This is a genomic window from Micrococcaceae bacterium Sec5.1 (genome assembly GCA_039636795.1).
Taxonomy (GTDB): Bacteria; Actinomycetota; Actinomycetes; order Actinomycetales; family Micrococcaceae; genus Arthrobacter.
Genome location: CP143430.1, coordinates 3,432,768 through 3,449,234 on the forward strand (window position 1 = coordinate 3,432,768; position 16,467 = coordinate 3,449,234).

Sequence of the window (16,467 nt, forward strand, 5' to 3'; positions counted from 1 at the left end):
GAATCCGGCCCTCTAACCCGCTAAGGCAGGCATCCCTCAAAGGATCCAGAAAGCAAAAGACCCCGCTCACCCGAGCGGGGTCTTTTATCCGAAGTGGAGCTGAGGGGACTCGAACCCCTGACCCCCTGCATGCCATGCAGGTGCGCTACCAGCTGCGCCACAGCCCCGGATCTTGTTGATCTCCGTAGGAAGATTTCCCTTCCCGCCGAAGCAACTCGTCAATACTAACCACAATCCCCCGAGAAGCGAAATCACAGGAGAGTGATCCCCATCACCGGGATTGGTGGGTATTTCCGCCCTGCTGAACTCGTAACGCCGCAGCCGGGGTGCGCTGGATTGCTCCACCGCACCTCCCCCCAACGGCTGCACGGGAGTCCCTCCGGTCCGGACCGGCGACTCCATCTGAAGTCTAGAATCATGGGAAGGATAAACCAAACCGTCCAGTCGGTTTTAGCGACCTGAATTTAGGCACGGTGGTAGCGTAGTGGGGTCCGGCGGCGCGTTTTTGCTTGCCACCACACCTCGGAATAACTGAGAGGCTCCCCACCATCCATGCAGCAACGTGCGAAAGACACCCGCCTTTCCGTCATTGAAGGCGCCGCCCATGTCTTCGCAGAAGTTGGATACGGCAACGCAAGCCTGAGCGACATCACCAAGCGTGCCGGAGTGACCAAGGGAGCACTGTACTTCCACTTCACGTCCAAGCGGGAGCTCGCCTTGGCCGTCATCCAGGAGCAGCATGCGTTGGTCCTCGCGGCGGGTGCTGGCATTGTGGCCTCAAGCATGCCTGCCCTGGAGAAGATCATTGCGCTCTGCAGGATGTTTGGCAGGCAATTACTGGACGAAGCGATTGTCCAGGGCGGAATCCGCCTGACGTTCGAAGCATCCGCGTTTGATGCCGATATCTCGGGCCCCTACCAGGACTGGATTGAAACGGTGGAGCAACTGCTTCGCAAAGCCCAGGACGAGGGGACCGTTCGGACCATGCTGGATCCCGCCGCCTTTGCCCGCTACCTGGTTGCTTCCTTCACTGGAGTCCAGATGGTTTCCAACGTCCTCAATGCCCGCTCGGACGTACTTCGCCGCATTGACGAGATGTGGGAATTCATGCTGCCAGCAATCGAAGCGGATGCTGGCGCCTAGCAGGTCGCAGCCAGGGCGAAAGCCACACAAAAAAGGCCCTGCCCTTCTTCATCACGAAGAAGGGCAGAACCTCAAGAGTGGAGCTGAGGGGACTCGAACCCCTGACCCCCTGCATGCCATGCAGGTGCGCTACCAGCTGCGCCACAGCCCCATATCCTTGCTGCTTCAAAGCTGTTCACGCCGAAGCAACTCAAATATCTTAGAACAACGATTCCGAAAATTCCAAATCGGGCATATTCGGATGCTGGCCCATGTTTAGAGCTCTGATTCCCCTGCTGGCGCGGCCTTTGCCGAGGCGTCATCCCCGAGTTCAAGGTCAACTACAGGGCAGTCCTTCCAAAGGCGCTCCAGCGCGTAGAAAACACGGTCCTCGGCGTGCTGGACGTGGATGACGATGTCCGCATAGTCCAAAAGCACCCAGCGGCCTTCGGAACGGCCTTCCCGACGAACCGGACGAAGATCCTGCTTCATCAGTTCTTCCTCGATGCCATCAACGATTGCGTTGACCTGGCGTTCTGTGGGCGCAGAGGCAATCAAGAAGATGTCAGTCAGGGCGAGGCGTTCGCTGACATCGAGGGCAACGATGTCTTCTGCGAGTTTGTCAGCCGCAGCACGCGCGGCGTGACGGGCGAGGGTGATGGATTGTTCATGTGCAGACACGGGGACTCCTTGTTGTGGCCAGTGGCCTGTAAATGGCGTTAGCCGGGTTCTAGCGAAATTAGCCGCTGGTGATCATGATGATGCCGACGATGAGCGCGAGAACACCCAACGCCAGGACGCCGAGCTGCAGCAGCCTGTTGCGCTGTGCCCGGGCCAAGCCGGCCGTGTTGGCGTCCAGGGGGTCAAGCCCATAGGCCGCACTGGCAGAAACCGGCGGGCGTTGCGTTTCTTCAAGCTGTTCGTCGACGGCGACAGGCCGCTTCCGCGCGTTCCTTGCCACAGCCTCGGCACGCGCGAGAACACCCGAACGGCCACGTGTGCCCTTTCCGCTGGCCGGGGCCTTCGCGGTATCAAGCGTGGGACCCGACGACGTCACGAGCGGCACGAATGTGGTGCTGGGACGCTTCATGACCGGGCGTTCAATGCCCGGAACCTTGACGAACTCCAGTGGCGTGACCATGGCAAGGTTGTTGGCAGTGGACGGACCTACCGAGGCTGCAGCTGGCACCTTTGCTTCGGCTTGGTTCTGTTCGGCTAGCTTCTGCTTGGCCGCGGCCCGCTTGTTCAGCACCGCAGCACGCTCGGCAAGGGCAATCTGCTGGGCGAGGACTTCAGGATCGACAGCCAGTGGATCTTGCTCGGCAATGTGCTCAAGCTTGGCGGTTTGATTCTGGACCTGCGCAGCAATCAGTTCACGTACCGCGAGTGCCTGCTCCACAGACATTTCAGATTCTGCGGTACCAGCGCTGGCTGCCGAATCGTCGTCGGAACCCCTAGCGCCCGCATCAGGCGCTGGGGCGGCCTTGGCAGCAACCGGTTTGTCAGTCGGATTTCCGCCAGGCATTGGGACGATGGGGTTGGCAGAGGTGGCCACTTCTGCCTGGAGTTGCTGCAGGCGAAGCTGCCGACGTGTTGGTGGGCCGCCGCCGGAGAGCTGCTCTTCCTTGTCTGCGAGCTCTTTGATGGTACGCAGCGCAGCACGGTCGCGGGCGCGGATCTGGGAGGACCGCTCCTGCGCGGCGGCACCCACTGCGTCTACAGGCGCGTCAGCAGCACGGCGATTACGACCAGTTACAGCATTCTCCGCTGCGTCCACTACCTGGGGTGGTGTAGCTTCGGCCTGCGGCTCCTGGTTCTCTTCGCGGGCGCGGCGAAGCTCACGCCTGCTGCGGATGGGTCGCTGTTCCTGGCTGCTCATTCAAAACTCATTCAGTACGTGCTTGGTCGTCTGATCCGGATAATGCGGGGGCCAGCTCCCCTGTCCCTGGCCGCGCGGTCCCGGAGTGTGCGGCGTACAGACCATATTTGGCGATGTACTGCACCACGCCATCGGGCACGAGGTACCAGACGGGGTTCCCCGCACCTACGCGTGTTCGGCAATCCGTTGAAGAAATCGCCATAGCCGGAACTTCCAGGAGGCTGACGTCTTCCCTGCCCATGCCGTCCAGTTCGTGGCCAGGGCGCGTTACACCAACGAAGTGCGCCAAAGACCAGAGTTCGTCAACGTCCTTCCAGGACAGAATCTGGGCCAAAGCGTCGGCGCCAGTGATGAAGAACAGATCAGCGTCGGGTCGCTGGGCCCTTAGATCGCGCAGGGTGTCGATAGTGTAAGTGGGTCCGGGGCGGTCAACATCAACCCGGCTCACCGTGAACCTCGGGTTTGATGCCGTGGCGATCACGGTCATCAAATATCGATGCTCGGGTTTGCTGACCTGCTTGCTGGACTTCTGCCAAGGTTGGCCAGTAGGCACGAAAACGACTTCGTCGAGATCGAACTTGGCGGCAACCTCACTTGCAGCCACAAGGTGGCCGTGATGGATGGGATCAAAAGTTCCACCCATCACGCCCAGCCGGAGCCTGCGCTCCGACTCCCCGCGCGGAGTTGCGGCGATAATGTTAGTGGCCCTGCTTGTGGGTGTGCTTGTTCGGGTGCTGGCGGTGCGGATCCGAGTGCTCTTCTACAGCCTCGTGACGGTTGCCGAGGTTGGTGTAGGAGAGAGCAACGAACATCAAAACCAGCAGGAGAGCAAACATGCTGACTCCGAAGACCCACGGCTCGGCCCAGAGCGGGGCGGGCGCTTCGTGGCCGCCTTCTGTTTGGGCTGCTATGGACGTGGCGATCTGCTGAAACAGCATCTTCTCCCCTAGTTGGTTCTCAAGGATTTTCGACGGCGGGACTCCCCGCCGTTCCGGACTTGTGTTCTATGTTACCGCGTAGCTAGCCGCGGATCTGGCCTTCGCCCTGGACGATCCACTTGGTTGTGGTGAGTTCCGTGAGGCCCATGGGCCCGCGGGCATGCAGCTTTTGGGTGGAAATGCCCACTTCTGCTCCGAGCCCGAGCTCACCGCCGTCGGTGAAACGCGTGGAAGCATTGACGATGACGGCGGCCGAGTCGATTTCAGCGATAAATCTTTCGGCGTTGGCCAGGTTGTTCGTCAGGATCGCTTCGGTATGTCCAGTGGTCCACTTCCGGATGTGATTAAGGGCATCATCAAGGTTGTCCACCATGGCCACAGCGAGGTCCAGGTCCATGTACTCGGTGGCCCAATCGTCGTCGTCGGCCGGAACGGTTTCCACGTCCTTGCCCAAGGCAGCGGCGATCCGGTCATCCACGTGGAGCGTGACTCCGGCAGAGCGGAGTGCGGCTGCAACGGCAGGCAGCACGGTGGAGCCCGAGTGGACGAGGAGGGTCTCGACGGTGTTGCAAACGCTGGGACGCTGGGTCTTGGCATTCAAAAGAATGTCAACCGCCATCTCTTCGTTTGCTGATTCGTCGATGAAGATATGCACGTTGCCTTCACCCGTTTCAATAACAGGCACGGCAGAGTTGGTCACGACAGTCTGGATAAGGTCCCGTCCACCACGGGGAATCAGGACATCAACCCGACCGCGGGCACGCATGAGCACGTTGGCGCCCTCACGGCCGTACTGGTCAACAGTCTGCACGGCATCGGCAGGCAGGCCTACCGAGTCCAGAGCTTCCCGAAGAATTTGCACCAAGGCCTCGTTGGTGTTCGCAGCTGCCGAACCGCCACGCAGGATGACGGCGTTACCGCTCTTGAGCGCCAGACCGGCAATATCCACCGTGACGTTGGGGCGCGCTTCATAAATAGCGGCAACAACGCCCATGGGGACATTGACCTGGCGCAGGCGCAAGCCGTTGGGCAAAGTCTGTCCGCGGACTACGTTTCCGACAGGATCCGGCAAGCCAGCCAGGTTCTCCAAAGCCGCAACCAAGCCCTCAATGCGGGCAGGTGTCAGTGTCAGCCTGTCCAGGAGTGCGGCAGACGTACCATTGGCACGGCCTGCGGCGACGTCCTTCGCGTTTGCGTCCAGCACGTGCTTCCGGCGCTCCTGAAGGGCGGTCCCGATGGCACGCAGGGCGCTATCCTTCCAAGCCCGGTTGGCCTGACCCATGCGTCGGGCAGCCTTCCGGGAACGGTCCGCAATGGCGTGTACCGCGGTTTGGACGTCTTCCGGTGACAGCGGAGCGCCTCCTGCCACAGGGGTCTCCGGCGTCTGGCCGGCGGCACCGGTAACGTCGGAAATCACAGGGGCGTCAGGGGTCAGCGCTTCAGTCATGTTCCAAGTTTAGATGAGCGGACGGCCTGAAGGAGTACGAGGTCGTCAACATGAACAACTTCGCGGTCGTAACCCCTGCCCATCGCCTGTCCGAGCTCCTGTGTGCTGCGGCCAAGCATGCGGGGAAGCTCTTCCGAGGAATAGTTCACCAGGCCACGCGCCACGACGGTCCCGTCCAAGGCCACCATTTCCACGGGGTCACCTGCTTCAAAATCACCGCTGATGTCCGAAATGCCCGCGGGAAGGAGCGACCTGTGCCGGTCGCGCACGGCTTTCACCGCGCCGTCGTCGAGCATCAAGCGCCCGTGAACCGTTGCCAGGTGGGCCAACCACAACAGGCGAACGGGCTTGCGGTTGCCGTTCACGGCGAACCACGTTCCCACGTCCTCCCCCGCAAGGGCTGCCGCAGCGTTCGCCGTGGACGTCACCAAGGCATGGATGCCCGAGCCCGCGGCAATGGAAGCGGCCTCCACTTTGGTCATCATGCCGCCGGTGCCCACACCTGCTTTACCCGCCTTGCCGATGGTCACGTCTTCGAGGTCCTGCGGACCGCGGACCAATGCGATCCGCTTCGCCCCATGGGAGGGCGGACCGTCATAGAGGGCGTCGACGTCGGAGAGCAACACGAGCGCGTCGGCGCGGACCAGGTGGGCCACCAAAGCCGCGAGGCGATCATTGTCGCCAAAACGGATCTCGTGGGTGGCGACGGTGTCGTTCTCATTGACGACGGGAACGACGCCAAGATTCAGCAAGCGATCCAGGGCCCGGAACGCGTTGGTGTGCTGCGTCCGGCGCATGAGGTCATCAGCCGTCAGCAGGACCTGGCTGACCGTGACGCCGTGAGCGCTGAAAGCTTGCGTATAGCGCGCCATCAAGAGGCCCTGCCCCACGCTTGCCGCGGCTTGCTGCGTCGCAAGATCCTTCGGGCGTTTGGCCAGCCCCAGGGGAGCAAGGCCGGCTGCAATAGCACCAGAAGAAACCAGGATGATTTCAGTGCCTGCGTTTCGCTTGTCCGCCAACGCATTAACCAGCGACGTCAGCGATTTCTCGGAGATGCCACCCTTGATACTGGTCAACGAGGACGAGCCCACTTTGACCACAATCCTCTTGGCGGTGGCCAGGGCCTGGCGTTCAAGGACCTCTTCGTTCGGAATTTCGACGGTCCTAGTCGTCATCACCGGTATCCAGGGTGCCTTCCGTCACAGGCTGGGCACGACGGCGGCTGACGGACTCAGTCCAGATGCCTGCCTTGCGCTCGGCTTCCAATTCGGCGCGGGCAGCAGCCTTGGCTTCGCGGCGCTCAAGCTGTTCATCGCGCTTCTGTGAACGCGTGGGACGGTCACCGATGTCGGCGACGCGGATGTCGGTACCGCGGGGAGTTGCCAGCAGTTCGGCACCGGCCATCATGGTGGGCTCCCAGTCGAAGACCACGCCATCGTCCTCACCGATGACCACGGTATCGCCGGGCTTGGCGCCAACCTTGAAGAGCTCAGTCTCGACGCCGAGCTTGGCCAGGCGATCAGCCAGGTAGCCGATGGCTTCCTCGTTGGTGAAGTCGGTCTGCTTGACCCAGCGGACAGGCTTCTCGCCGAGGACGCGGAACAACGGCTCGAGGTTCTTCTCCTCGCGGCGGATCCGGAATCCGCTCTCGTTGACGGCGCGGGGACGAAGGACAGGCGGGGCAATCTTGGGAGGCGCAGTCTCAACGGCGTCCCGTGCAGCCTTGACGATCTCCGCCATGGCGAAGCCAAGCTGGCGCAGGCCTACATGGCTGGTTGCCGAAACTTCGAAGACCCGGTAGCCGCGGGCTTCGAGTTCCGGACGAACGAACTCAGCCATGTCCTTGCCATCAGGGAGGTCCACCTTGTTCAGGACAACAAGCTTGGGACGTTCGTTCAACGGCACAACTTCGCCGTCGACGCCGGCATAGCTCATGTCAACGGCGTACTTTTCCAGTTCCGCCTCGATGATGGCCAAATCGGAGAGGGGATCACGGTCCGATTCCAAAGTTCCGCAGTCCAGGACGTGAACCAGGGCTGCGCAGCGCTCGACGTGGCGCAGGAAGTTGTGGCCAAGGCCCTTGCCCTCGCTGGCGCCCTCGATCAGTCCGGGAACATCGGCGATGGTGAAGCGGATGTCGCCGGCCTGGACGACGCCAAGGTTGGGAATGAGGGTGGTGAACGGGTAATCGGCAATCTTGGGCCGGGCAGCTGACATCGCTGCAATGAGGCTGGATTTTCCTGCGGACGGAAATCCGACCAAGGCGATATCGGCGATGGACTTCAGCTCCAGGACGATGTCACTGGATTCGCCCTCGATGCCAAGCAGCGCAAAGCCTGGCGCGCGGCGCTTCTGGGAGGAAAGTGAGGCGTTTCCGAGGCCTCCCTGGCCACCTGCAGCCGCAACATACTCCGTGCCCTCGCCAACGAGGTCGGCCAGGACTTCGCCGTCCTTGGTCTTCACCACAGTGCCATCCGGCACGGGAAGGATCAGGGTTTCGCCGTTCTTGCCGCCGCGCCAATCGCCCATGCCCGGGCCACCGTTGGTGGCATGGCGGTGGGGGGCGTGGTGATAATCCAGCAGGGTGGTGGTCTGCGCCGACACCCGAAGGATGACGTCGCCACCATTGCCACCATTGCCACCGTCGGGCCCGCCGAGTGGCTTGAACTTTTCGCGCTTGACAGAGACACAGCCGTGGCCGCCGGTTCCGCCGGATACGTGCAGGACTACCCGGTCTACAAAGCTCGCCACGTGAATCTCCTCTTGCTGTTGCCAGCGCTGTTGCATAAATCAGAGCGCCATAGACGCCCTAATCGATTGTAATGCGGTTAAAAGAACGGTGGAGCGGGCCGTTTGGCCCGCTCCACCGGTTCAGAACTTGTTGTTACTCTGCAGCTGCAGCAGCAACGATGTTCACTACGCGACGGCCGCGGCGAGTACCAAACTCAACCGCACCGGCCTCGAGTGCGAACAGGGTGTCGTCGCCACCGCGGCCGACGCCTGCACCGGGGTGGAAGTGGGTTCCACGCTGGCGAACGATGATCTCGCCTGCGGAAACTACCTGGCCACCGAACCGCTTGACGCCGAGGCGCTGTGCGTTGGAGTCACGACCGTTGCGAGTGGAGCTCGCGCCTTTTTTGTGTGCCATGTGAAATGCCTGCCTCTAAATTTCTGGGGAAACTGAAAATCTGAACAGAGTAACGAAAGTTACTTGATGCTCGTGATCTTGATCTTGGTCAGTTCCTGACGGTGACCCTGGCGCTTCTTGTAGCCGGTCTTGTTCTTGAACTTCTGGATGACGATCTTGGGACCGCGAAGGTCCTCAAGGATCTCAGCCGTGACCGTGACCTTGGCCAGGTCCGCAGCAGCGGACGTGACCTTGTCGCCGTCAACCAGGAGCAAGGCGGGCAGCTCAAGAGTGCTGCCGGCTCCACCGGGGACGCGGTTAAGCGTTACGTAGTCTCCAACGGAAACTTTTTCTTGGCGGCCGCCTGCGCGGACAATCGCGTACACCACTTGGGTACTCACTTCTCTCGACGTTTCTTACTAAATTTGCGTGCGGAACCTTGAACCGGAATCAGGCTTGGTTCGCGCTGTGCCTCAACGCCGTGGACTTCTGATCGAAGCCCGCGAGTCATCCCATGAACAATTCCAAGGGGCATAACCCAAGTGTTGGCGTAAGCACCGAAGATCAAGATTACGCTAGTTTGACCTTCAGCTGCAAATGAGGCCGCGTCCGGAGGCTATCGGGTGACTTGCATCACCAGTTGTAACGGACTCTCCCGGCACCGTGCCCATACAGCCTACAGGGTTTGTGGAGGAATACTGCGATTTGGCCGACGACGCGCTGGATTTTTGTGGAATTGCCCAGCCGCCAACCCCGGAAGCCCTGCTCAGGCGAAGAGCCGGGGTGCATCAAAGAAGGCTGTCTCGTAGCGGCAAGACTGGGCGAAGGCCTCAACCATGGCCCCGCGCTCCTGGGCGGAGGCGCTAATTGCCGCGGCATCAGTAAAGTCGATCGCCTTCCGGGTTGCGGCAGCAAACTCCTCGTCCGCGTACGTCGTCAGCCAGGCGGCGTACGGGTGCTCGCTGGGGGCGCCGGCGTCCACATAGGCGGCGTGGAGTTGCTGTCCTGCCTCCGCATACAGCCAATAGCAGGGCAGGATTGCCGCCAGCAACACGGCGTAACTGCCGGAGGCTGATGTGGCCAGCAGGTGGTCCACGTACGACCTTGTCACGGGTCCGGTCTGTGTTGAGGCCGAGCGCGTGCTCAGCCAGTTCCGATGGAGCTCGGACTCCACTTCAAGGCAGAGTTGCGATGACTTCGCCCAGAAGAGCTGCTCTTCTTCAGTGGGGGCAAGTGCACCTGCGCGCGCCAAAACCCGGGAGTAGCCGTTCAGGTAAATGGCGTCCTGGGCCAGGTAGTAGTTGAACTCGGGCTCCGGGAGCCGGCCTGACTGCAGGCCCTGGATGAAGGCGAGACCGTAAATCGCATCCAATTCCGGCGCAGCTTCGGCCCACAGCCGCGCGGCAAAGTCGCCGGATTTCCCGGCAGGATTCAGCGCTGGCTCCATGTGGTGGAAGTGGTGGACCGGCCCGCTGCCCTTACCCACCTTCAGCCCGTCGGCCGCCGCGAGGGCCTGCAGCAGCCACGGCTTTACCTCGCGGAGAGACGCCTCCCAGTCGCCGGTACGGGCTTGGACCGTGGCCAACGCCGAGGAGAGCGAGCACCCCGTTCCGTGGCTGTTCCTGGTATCAACGCGGGGCCCAGGCACCTCGATGACGTCCTGTCGCAGCAAACCGCTCGTATTGACCAGCGCATCGGGGCAGTCGTTTCCTGCCAAGTGGCCGCCCTTTACCAAAACCGTCGTTCCACACTCAGCAGCCAGGCGTTTACCCTGGTCAAGCGCCGTAGCCCAGTCGGGGGCTTCGGGCTCCCCCAGCAACATCGCCAGCTCGGGAAGGTTTGGGGTGACGAGATCCGCCAACGGCAGGAGGCTGCGCAGCGCAGTTTCAGCGGTCTCCCGCAGAAGGCGGTCGCCGCTGGTGGCAACCATCACCGGGTCAAGGACCACGACGGCGGGACGCACCTCTTCGAGCCAACTGCGGACTTCGTCGATGACGGCCGCATCACCCAACATCCCGATCTTGACCGCATCAATCTCAATATCGCTGCTGATCGCGTCCAGTTGCTGACGCAGGAACTCGACGGGCGGAACATGGACTGCACTGACGCCCAACGTGTTCTGGGCCGTCAAAGCCGTGATGGCAGCCATGCCATAGCCCCCGTGCGCTGCGATGCTCTTCAAGTCTGCCTGGATTCCGGCGCCGCCAGAAGGATCCGAGCCGGCAATGCTGAGCACCCTCGGATGTGGCAGGGCCGGGACTGCTCCCATACCCGCAGCGCAGACAGGGTAGACAGCGGAATTCGACGATGAAGCCATGGTGGACATCCCTTCGCCGGTGCTAACCGGACAGGTTCAACGGGTCTGGATCTCAGCCTGGCCCGTGCCCGGCACCCCGTGTCAGTTTCCTAGCGTAGCCCGGAAGCCCCTCGCCCCGGGAACCGGACAGCTTCACGGAATCGATGTGACTGGCGGGCAACGAAAGAGCCCCGCAGTATCCGCCGTAAACGGATGCTGCGGGACTCTTTCGTTGCATAGTGGCAGGTTGCCCTGCTTACAGCTCTGAAGCGGGAACTCCCACCCCAAGGATGATGGGTTCGTCCGCTACCTTCTTTTTGGCCGGCTCTTCCGCTGCTGGCGCCTTGGCCTCATGGGCAGATCCGCCAGCGGCAGCAGCAGTTACCTCGTGGTGTTCCACACTGGTTTCGTTTGCGGCACCCTGCGCCCTGCTGGCACTGCGGTTCCTCCGGCCACGACGACCACGGGCACGCGACGAATGATCGTGCTCATCGGTAGTGCCAGCAGAAGCACTGGCAGGGGAAACGGCGGCAGCAGCCGCAGGTTCGGAAACCGAAGCCGTGGCCTCTTCCTCCGCAGACGGCGAGGCACCGAGGTGCGAGAACGCCTCGGCCAGCAGGTCCAGGCTCATGGCCGGCTTGCCAGCAGTTGGTTCCTCATGATGTTCCACAAACGGAAGAGCCACTTCTTCGCCACCGAAACGCAGAACAGGAGTGGCGCGCGCTTCCCGAACCGCAGCCTCATGACTGGCGGTATCAGGTGCAGCCGGAACGCCAGCCTCGCCGGTTGCAGCCTCAGGGGCAGATCCATCGGTGTGACCCTGCTGGCCTGCTGCACGGGCCTGCTCCTCCGCGCGGTGAACCTCGTCATCGTGCAGGTGGGCGGCATGTGCTGCAGCGGCGATCGTGGCAAGAGCTGCCCTGGTCGCCTCAGCCTTCGCCTGGCGGACCGGGTCCACGGACTCCGTGGTCGCAGGAGCTGCGGGGGCGGCCGGCGTGCTGTGGACTGTAGGAGGCACTTCGGCCATTGCCGGTCCCCCACCCTTGCCACGGCGGCGCTTACGATCAGTGCGTGCAGCAGGCTGTTGGGGTTCGACGTGCGGGCGGTGATGCTCGGCAGCAACGACGTTGGCGCGTCGGTGCTCCACCGGCTCATCATGGGTGACGACACCCCGTCCGGCACAGTGCTCGCACTGCTCACCGAATACCTCGAGCAGGCCGGTGCCCATGCGCTTGCGGGTCATCTGCACCAGGCCCAGCGATGTCACTTCGGCCACTTGGTGTTTGGTGCGGTCACGACCCAGGCATTCCACCATTCGGCGGAGCACCAGGTCACGGTTCGATTCGAGGACCATGTCAATGAAGTCGATGACGATGATGCCGCCGATATCGCGCAGGCGTAGCTGGCGAACAACTTCCTCGGCTGCTTCAAGGTTGTTCTTGGTGACGGTTTCTTCCAGGTTCCCGCCGCTGCCGGTGAACTTACCTGTGTTGACGTCCACCACAGTCATGGCTTCGGTGCGGTCGATGACAAGGGAACCACCAGACGGAAGGAAAACCTTGCGTTCCAATGCCTTGTGGATCTGTTCATCGATACGCCAGGCAGCAAAAATGTCCTGGTCCTTGGTCCACTTCTCAAGGCGGCCCACCAGATCGGGAGCCACGTACGTAACGTAAGCCTCGATGGTGTCCCAGGCGTCGTCGCCGGAAACGATCAACTTGGAGAAGTCTTCGTTGAAGACATCCCGGACAACCTTGATGGTGAGGTCGGGTTCTCCGTAGAGCAGTTCCGGAGCAAGCACCTTGGTGGAGGACGCCTGCCCTTCAATGCCTTCCCACTGCGCGCGCAGACGGTTGATATCGTGCGTCAGTTCTTCCTCGGAAGCACCTTCAGCGGCTGTGCGCACAATGACGCCGGCGTTCTCCGGCAAGCGATCCTTGAGGATGCGCTTGAGGCGGTTGCGTTCGACGTCAGGAAGTTTGCGCGAGATACCGGTCATGGAACCGCCCGGCACGTACACAAGGTAGCGGCCCGGGAGGGAGATCTGGCTGGTGAGGCGGGCACCCTTGTGTCCAACCGGGTCCTTGGTGACCTGCACCAGGACGGAATCACCGGACTTCAGCGCATTCTCGATCCGGCGCGGCTGGCCCTCAAGGTTCACTGCGTCCCAGTTCACTTCACCGGCATACAGCACGGCGTTACGGCCACGTCCGATGTCAACAAAAGCAGCCTCCATGGAAGGCAGAACATTCTGGACCTTGCCCAGATACACGTTGCCAATGAGGGAGTCCTGCTGGGTCTTGGACACAAAGTGCTCGGCCAAGACGCCGTCTTCAAGGACCGCGATCTGGATTCTGTCGTCGCGCTGGCGGACGATCATCTGGCGATCCACGGACTCGCGGCGGGCAAGGAACTCAGCCTCGGTAATCACCTGGCGGCGACGTCCGGTCTCGCGGGATTCGCGGCGGCGCTGCTTCTTGGCCTCAAGCCTGGTGGAACCCTTAACGCTGGTAACGCGGTTTGACGGGGCCGTCTCAGTGATCGGGCGGGGCGCGCGGACACGGGTCACCGTGTTGGGCGGGTCATCGTCAGAGCCGCCCGTCAGTTCGAGATCCTGGTCACCCCTGCGGCGACGGCGACGACGACGCGACGTGACGCCCTCTTCGAGGGCTTCCGCTGCCGGAGCTTCTTCTTCGTCCTCAGTCTCAGTGCCGTCCTCGGCATCGGACTCGTCGCGTTCGTTTCCGCGCCGACCACGGCGGCCACGGCTCCGGCGACGACGACGGCTGCTGGAATCCTCCAGCTCCTCGGTTGTCCCCGTTTCCGGAGTTTCTTCAGTCTCTTCGGCCTTTTCCTCGACGGCCGGACGTGCCACGGTGCTGAGGTCAGGGGCCTGGAAGATCATGGACGTAATGGAGACCGGCTCCAGGAACAAAGACGTTGAACCGGGGGCGGACTCCTCGGCAGCTTCAGCCTCTTCCTCGGCGGGAATGGTGCCTTCTACAGATATGCCCTCTACGGGAGCGTCCGGCGTGGGCTGGGACGCGGCATCCGGCGTCGTGATTTCTTCGGTGGTTTCCACTGCGCCAGAGGCTGCAGGCGTCTCAGCGGCCGTTGCGTCAGCTGCGTTTACGTCCTTGGGCTTGGTAGTCCGACGACGGCGGACCGGCTTTTCAGGGGCAGGTTCGGCATCGGTTTCCGGCAGGGACGCTACCCCGGCCTGGTCATCAAAACTGGGGAGGGGCTCGGCAGGCACTGTTGTCTTGCGTGCGCGGCTACGGCGTGCCGGCGCCTTCACGGCTGCTTCGGTGGGTTCAGTACCGGTGGCTTCTTCGGCAGCTTCCTCAGAAGCGACGGCTTCTTCAGTACCGGCTGTTTCGACCGCTTTGGGCGCAGCCTTGCGCCGTGTCCGGGTGGTCTTTTTGGGCGCTTCCGCAGTTTCCGCGGTAGCTGCCTCTTCGTTAACGGCTACAACCTGGTCATTATCCATATGTGGCAACACTCCTGCCCCAGCGACGCCGCCACATCCGGCGCCCAGTGGGGCAATTATTTGTCAAAACCCTCAGGCGTTGACAGAAGTCGGTAGTATTCCTTCCGGTTCGCACCATCATTGGGGTGCGGCAGCCCTGGAAGGCCGATGGCTTTGCTCTGAAACCCGTTGTTCTGCTGCCACAACCAGGTGCCGTCCATTGTCATGGCGGGCATGCGAAGGATCACGTGATCCAGGCAGGCCCTGCTCATGCTGGCGGTCTTGGGAACAAGTCACCGGACCGGATTCCGAATGTGGATCGGCTTCCGGCCATGTTCATTCTCTCACACCCCTGCACATTCGAAGCGTAGGAGACTGTGTCGCACGGTGGGGAAAGTGCCGCCACGAGCTGGGGACCACGTCCAGCCTCCGGCGTTACAATCCTCAGAAGAGCCGTTCCCGGACTGGCCGGGTCATTGTCGAAAAGGATTGCGTCCGCGATGCCAAGCACCGCCAGGGGAAACCTGGCCAATCAAGCCTCCACCCCCGCGGGTGGGAAGACCACCGAGCCTGGATTGCAGCGCGCGGCCCGGCCTGACTCCCTCGCCAAAGCAGTGGAAAACAAGCCATTTGCGTGGCTCCTGCTGATCACCGGCGTCGTCGGCTGGCTGGCTTCCGGGGCATTGGTCCTTGAGAAGCTGGCAGTGCTCAAAGACCCCAACCACATCACGCTCTGCGATGTGAATCCGTGGGTTTCCTGCGGAGCCGTGATGCAGACACCGCAAAGCTCCGTTTTCGGGTTCCCCAACATGTTCATCGGGATCGTTGCCTTTGCGGTGATCATCACCACTGCCATGGGACTCCTGGCCGGGGCCAAGTATTCACGCAGCTACTGGCTGGGCTTGCAGGCAGGTGTAACCCTTGGATTCGTTTTTGTTGTGTGGTTGTGGTCTCAGGCCCTGTATGTCATCAACGTGCTGTGCCCGTACTGCATGGTGGTGTGGGCAGTCATGATTCCCATGTTCGTCTGGGTAACCATCCGCAACATCTCCCATGGAGTCATCAAAGCCCCGCCAGCGCTGGCCAAGATCCTGGGTGACTCCGGATGGATCATTGTGGCACTGCTGTACGTAGCTGTGATCGCCACGATCTTCTTCGCCTTCATCCACGTCTTCGCCGGTACCTCGGGCTACTAAAACAACTCCGCGACATAACAGTTAAGGCCAATGTTCATGGTGAACATTGGCCTTAACTGTTATGTCGGCGAGGGCGTCGTTAGCCCGCGAACCAGATCTTGATCTCACGCTCGGCGGAGTCAACGGAGTCCGAGCCGTGCACGAGGTTCTGCTGGACTGCCAGGCCCCAGTCCCGGCCGAAGTCGCCTCGGATGGTGCCCGGCGTGGCAGTGGTGGGGTCGGTAGTGCCCGCCAAGGAGCGGAAGCCTTCGATCACGCGGTGGCCTTCGAAGACCGCGGCAATGACCGGGCCACTGAGCATGAATTCCACCAGTGGTTCGTAGAACGGCTTGCCTACGTGTTCTTCGTAGTGCTGCTCCAGCAGCTCGCGGGTCGCGTTGACCTTCTTCAGCTCAGCCAAGGCGTAGCCCTTGGCTTCGATCCGGGCGAGGATGCTTCCGCTGAGGTTGCGGGCGACGCCGTCGGGCTTGATCAGGACAAGGGTCCGTTCAATGCTCACAGTTGCTCCAATGTGATGGGCGGGTGGGTTTCCCAGCCAGTTTACGGGGTTTCCGGACCTGCCTCGTCACTGTGCGTTGCATCCCATTCAGCCTGTTCCCGGTCCCGTTGAGCCACTTCACGGTCGATCCGCATCCCCGTCCGAATTCCGTACCACCAGCAGATGGCGAAGAGGACGCCCACGATGAACATCATGGGCTCGGCGATCCCAGTCAGGATCAACAGGAGCTGCAGCCCCCAGCCCAGGCCGATTCCCCAGGGCTTGGACAACACGGCACAGGCCAGAACGAGGACTACGCTGAGCGTGATGCCGACGCCCAGGATGATTCCAGGAGGCACTTCGCCACGCTTTAAGCCAAAGACCACCAACGTGCCGAAGAAGGCAACGAAGGCTTCAAGCAACAGCACGGTGGAAGCGAACATCACCTTGGTGGACCGGCGCTTTTTGGGCATGCCGGGGCGCCATTCACGCTGAGCCTTGGTCAGCCTTGCCAC

16 protein-coding genes, 2 tRNA genes and 1 riboswitch are annotated in these 16,467 nt (G+C 61.9%); of the genes, 2 read left to right on the forward strand and 16 right to left on the reverse strand.

Annotated elements, in window-relative coordinates; genetic code table 11:
* Window positions 1–94 precede the first annotated feature (94 nt).
* Window positions 95–167, reverse strand: a tRNA-Ala gene (locus VUN82_15590).
* A gap of 385 nt (window positions 168–552) precedes the next feature.
* Between VUN82_15590 and VUN82_15595 the strand changes: the two genes are divergently transcribed.
* Window positions 553–1,143, forward strand: coding sequence for a ScbR family autoregulator-binding transcription factor (locus VUN82_15595; protein ID XAS70532.1), 591 nt, complete (start codon window positions 553–555; stop codon window positions 1,141–1,143).
* Window positions 1,144–1,221: 78 nt separating this feature from the next.
* On the opposite strand, the gene VUN82_15600 is transcribed toward VUN82_15595, so the two are convergent.
* The 13 genes from VUN82_15600 to VUN82_15660 all read right to left on the reverse strand — a co-directional run bounded on the left by VUN82_15600 (window position 1,222) and on the right by VUN82_15660 (window position 14,550).
* Window positions 1,222–1,294 (reverse strand) — tRNA-Ala (locus tag VUN82_15600).
* 104 nt (window positions 1,295–1,398) lie between these two features.
* Entirely contained in the window at window positions 1,399–1,803 is a 405-nt protein-coding gene (gene rsfS, locus VUN82_15605) for a ribosome silencing factor (GenBank protein ID XAS70533.1), read from the reverse strand.
* 58 nt (window positions 1,804–1,861) lie between these two features.
* Entirely contained in the window at window positions 1,862–3,001 is a 1,140-nt protein-coding gene (locus VUN82_15610) for a hypothetical protein (GenBank protein ID XAS70534.1), read from the reverse strand.
* Between the two features lie 7 nt (window positions 3,002–3,008).
* Window positions 3,009–3,644 carry a nicotinate-nucleotide adenylyltransferase gene (nadD, locus tag VUN82_15615; protein XAS70535.1) on the reverse strand — a complete coding sequence of 212 codons (636 nt, stop codon included), beginning with the start codon at window positions 3,642–3,644 and terminating at the stop codon, window positions 3,009–3,011.
* 55 nt (window positions 3,645–3,699) lie between these two features.
* The gene (locus VUN82_15620; GenBank protein ID XAS70536.1) at window positions 3,700–3,939 is read right to left on the reverse strand and encodes a hypothetical protein; all 240 of its coding nucleotides are present in this window, start codon (window positions 3,937–3,939) and stop codon (window positions 3,700–3,702) included.
* An 82-nt stretch (window positions 3,940–4,021) separates the two neighbouring features.
* Window positions 4,022–5,386 carry a glutamate-5-semialdehyde dehydrogenase gene (locus VUN82_15625; GenBank protein XAS70537.1) on the reverse strand — a complete coding sequence of 455 codons (1,365 nt, stop codon included), beginning with the start codon at window positions 5,384–5,386 and terminating at the stop codon, window positions 4,022–4,024.
* Window positions 5,383–6,561, reverse strand: coding sequence for a glutamate 5-kinase (gene proB, locus VUN82_15630; GenBank protein ID XAS70538.1), 1,179 nt, complete (start codon window positions 6,559–6,561; stop codon window positions 5,383–5,385). The genes VUN82_15625 and proB overlap by 4 nt, the downstream gene beginning before the upstream one ends.
* Complete coding sequence (gene obgE, locus VUN82_15635; protein XAS70539.1) at window positions 6,551–8,137, reverse strand: GTPase ObgE; 1,587 nt, start codon at window positions 8,135–8,137, stop codon at window positions 6,551–6,553. Before obgE ends, proB begins: the two co-directional genes overlap by 11 nt.
* A gap of 133 nt (window positions 8,138–8,270) precedes the next feature.
* Window positions 8,271–8,534, reverse strand: coding sequence for a 50S ribosomal protein L27 (rpmA, locus tag VUN82_15640; GenBank protein XAS70540.1), 264 nt, complete (start codon window positions 8,532–8,534; stop codon window positions 8,271–8,273).
* 59 nt (window positions 8,535–8,593) lie between these two features.
* On the reverse strand, window positions 8,594–8,902 hold the full coding sequence (rplU, locus tag VUN82_15645; protein ID XAS74703.1) for a 50S ribosomal protein L21: 309 nt from the start codon (window positions 8,900–8,902) through the stop codon (window positions 8,594–8,596).
* A 377-nt stretch (window positions 8,903–9,279) separates the two neighbouring features.
* Window positions 9,280–10,830 (reverse strand): bifunctional hydroxymethylpyrimidine kinase/phosphomethylpyrimidine kinase, encoded by a 1,551-nt coding sequence (locus VUN82_15650; GenBank protein ID XAS70541.1) that lies wholly within the window; start codon window positions 10,828–10,830, stop codon window positions 9,280–9,282.
* Window positions 10,822–10,919: riboswitch (TPP riboswitch) on the reverse strand. (Overlaps the previous gene by 9 nt.)
* 146 nt (window positions 10,920–11,065) lie before the next feature.
* The gene (locus tag VUN82_15655; GenBank protein XAS70542.1) at window positions 11,066–14,299 is read right to left on the reverse strand and encodes an Rne/Rng family ribonuclease; all 3,234 of its coding nucleotides are present in this window, start codon (window positions 14,297–14,299) and stop codon (window positions 11,066–11,068) included.
* Between the two features lie 56 nt (window positions 14,300–14,355).
* Window positions 14,356–14,550, reverse strand: a complete 195-nt coding sequence (locus VUN82_15660; GenBank protein XAS70543.1) for a hypothetical protein — start codon at window positions 14,548–14,550, stop codon at window positions 14,356–14,358.
* A gap of 228 nt (window positions 14,551–14,778) precedes the next feature.
* Between VUN82_15660 and VUN82_15665 the strand changes: the two genes are divergently transcribed.
* The gene (locus VUN82_15665; protein ID XAS70544.1) at window positions 14,779–15,474 is read left to right on the forward strand and encodes a vitamin K epoxide reductase family protein; all 696 of its coding nucleotides are present in this window, start codon (window positions 14,779–14,781) and stop codon (window positions 15,472–15,474) included.
* A gap of 79 nt (window positions 15,475–15,553) precedes the next feature.
* Here VUN82_15665 and ndk read toward each other — a convergent pair whose 3' ends face one another.
* A complete protein-coding gene (ndk, locus tag VUN82_15670) occupies window positions 15,554–15,973 on the reverse strand; it encodes a nucleoside-diphosphate kinase (GenBank protein XAS70545.1) in 420 nt (139 codons plus the stop codon).
* Between the two features lie 41 nt (window positions 15,974–16,014).
* The gene (locus VUN82_15675) at window positions 16,015–16,467 is read right to left on the reverse strand and encodes a DUF4233 domain-containing protein (GenBank protein XAS74704.1); all 453 of its coding nucleotides are present in this window, start codon (window positions 16,465–16,467) and stop codon (window positions 16,015–16,017) included.

Bases quoted from the DNA above. Each gene is read 5' to 3' on its own strand.
- VUN82_15595 (XAS70532.1), top strand. From the start codon at position 553: ATGCAGCAACGTGCGAAAGACACCCGCCTTTCCGTCATTGAAGGCGCC.
- VUN82_15610 (XAS70534.1), bottom strand. From the start codon at position 3,001: ATGAGCAGCCAGGAACAGCGACCCATCCGCAGCAGGCGTGAGCTTCGC.
- nadD (XAS70535.1), bottom strand. From the start codon at position 3,644: ATGGGTGGAACTTTTGATCCCATCCATCACGGCCACCTTGTGGCTGCA.
- VUN82_15620 (XAS70536.1), bottom strand. From the start codon at position 3,939: ATGCTGTTTCAGCAGATCGCCACGTCCATAGCAGCCCAAACAGAAGGC.
- VUN82_15625 (XAS70537.1), bottom strand. From the start codon at position 5,386: ATGACTGAAGCGCTGACCCCTGACGCCCCTGTGATTTCCGACGTTACC.
- proB (XAS70538.1), bottom strand. From the start codon at position 6,561: ATGACGACTAGGACCGTCGAAATTCCGAACGAAGAGGTCCTTGAACGC.
- rpmA (XAS70540.1), bottom strand. From the start codon at position 8,534: ATGGCACACAAAAAAGGCGCGAGCTCCACTCGCAACGGTCGTGACTCC.
- VUN82_15650 (XAS70541.1), bottom strand. From the start codon at position 10,830: ATGGCTTCATCGTCGAATTCCGCTGTCTACCCTGTCTGCGCTGCGGGT.
- VUN82_15655 (XAS70542.1), bottom strand. From the start codon at position 14,299: ATGGATAATGACCAGGTTGTAGCCGTTAACGAAGAGGCAGCTACCGCG.
- VUN82_15660 (XAS70543.1), bottom strand. From the start codon at position 14,550: ATGAGCAGGGCCTGCCTGGATCACGTGATCCTTCGCATGCCCGCCATG.
- VUN82_15665 (XAS70544.1), top strand. From the start codon at position 14,779: ATGCCAAGCACCGCCAGGGGAAACCTGGCCAATCAAGCCTCCACCCCC.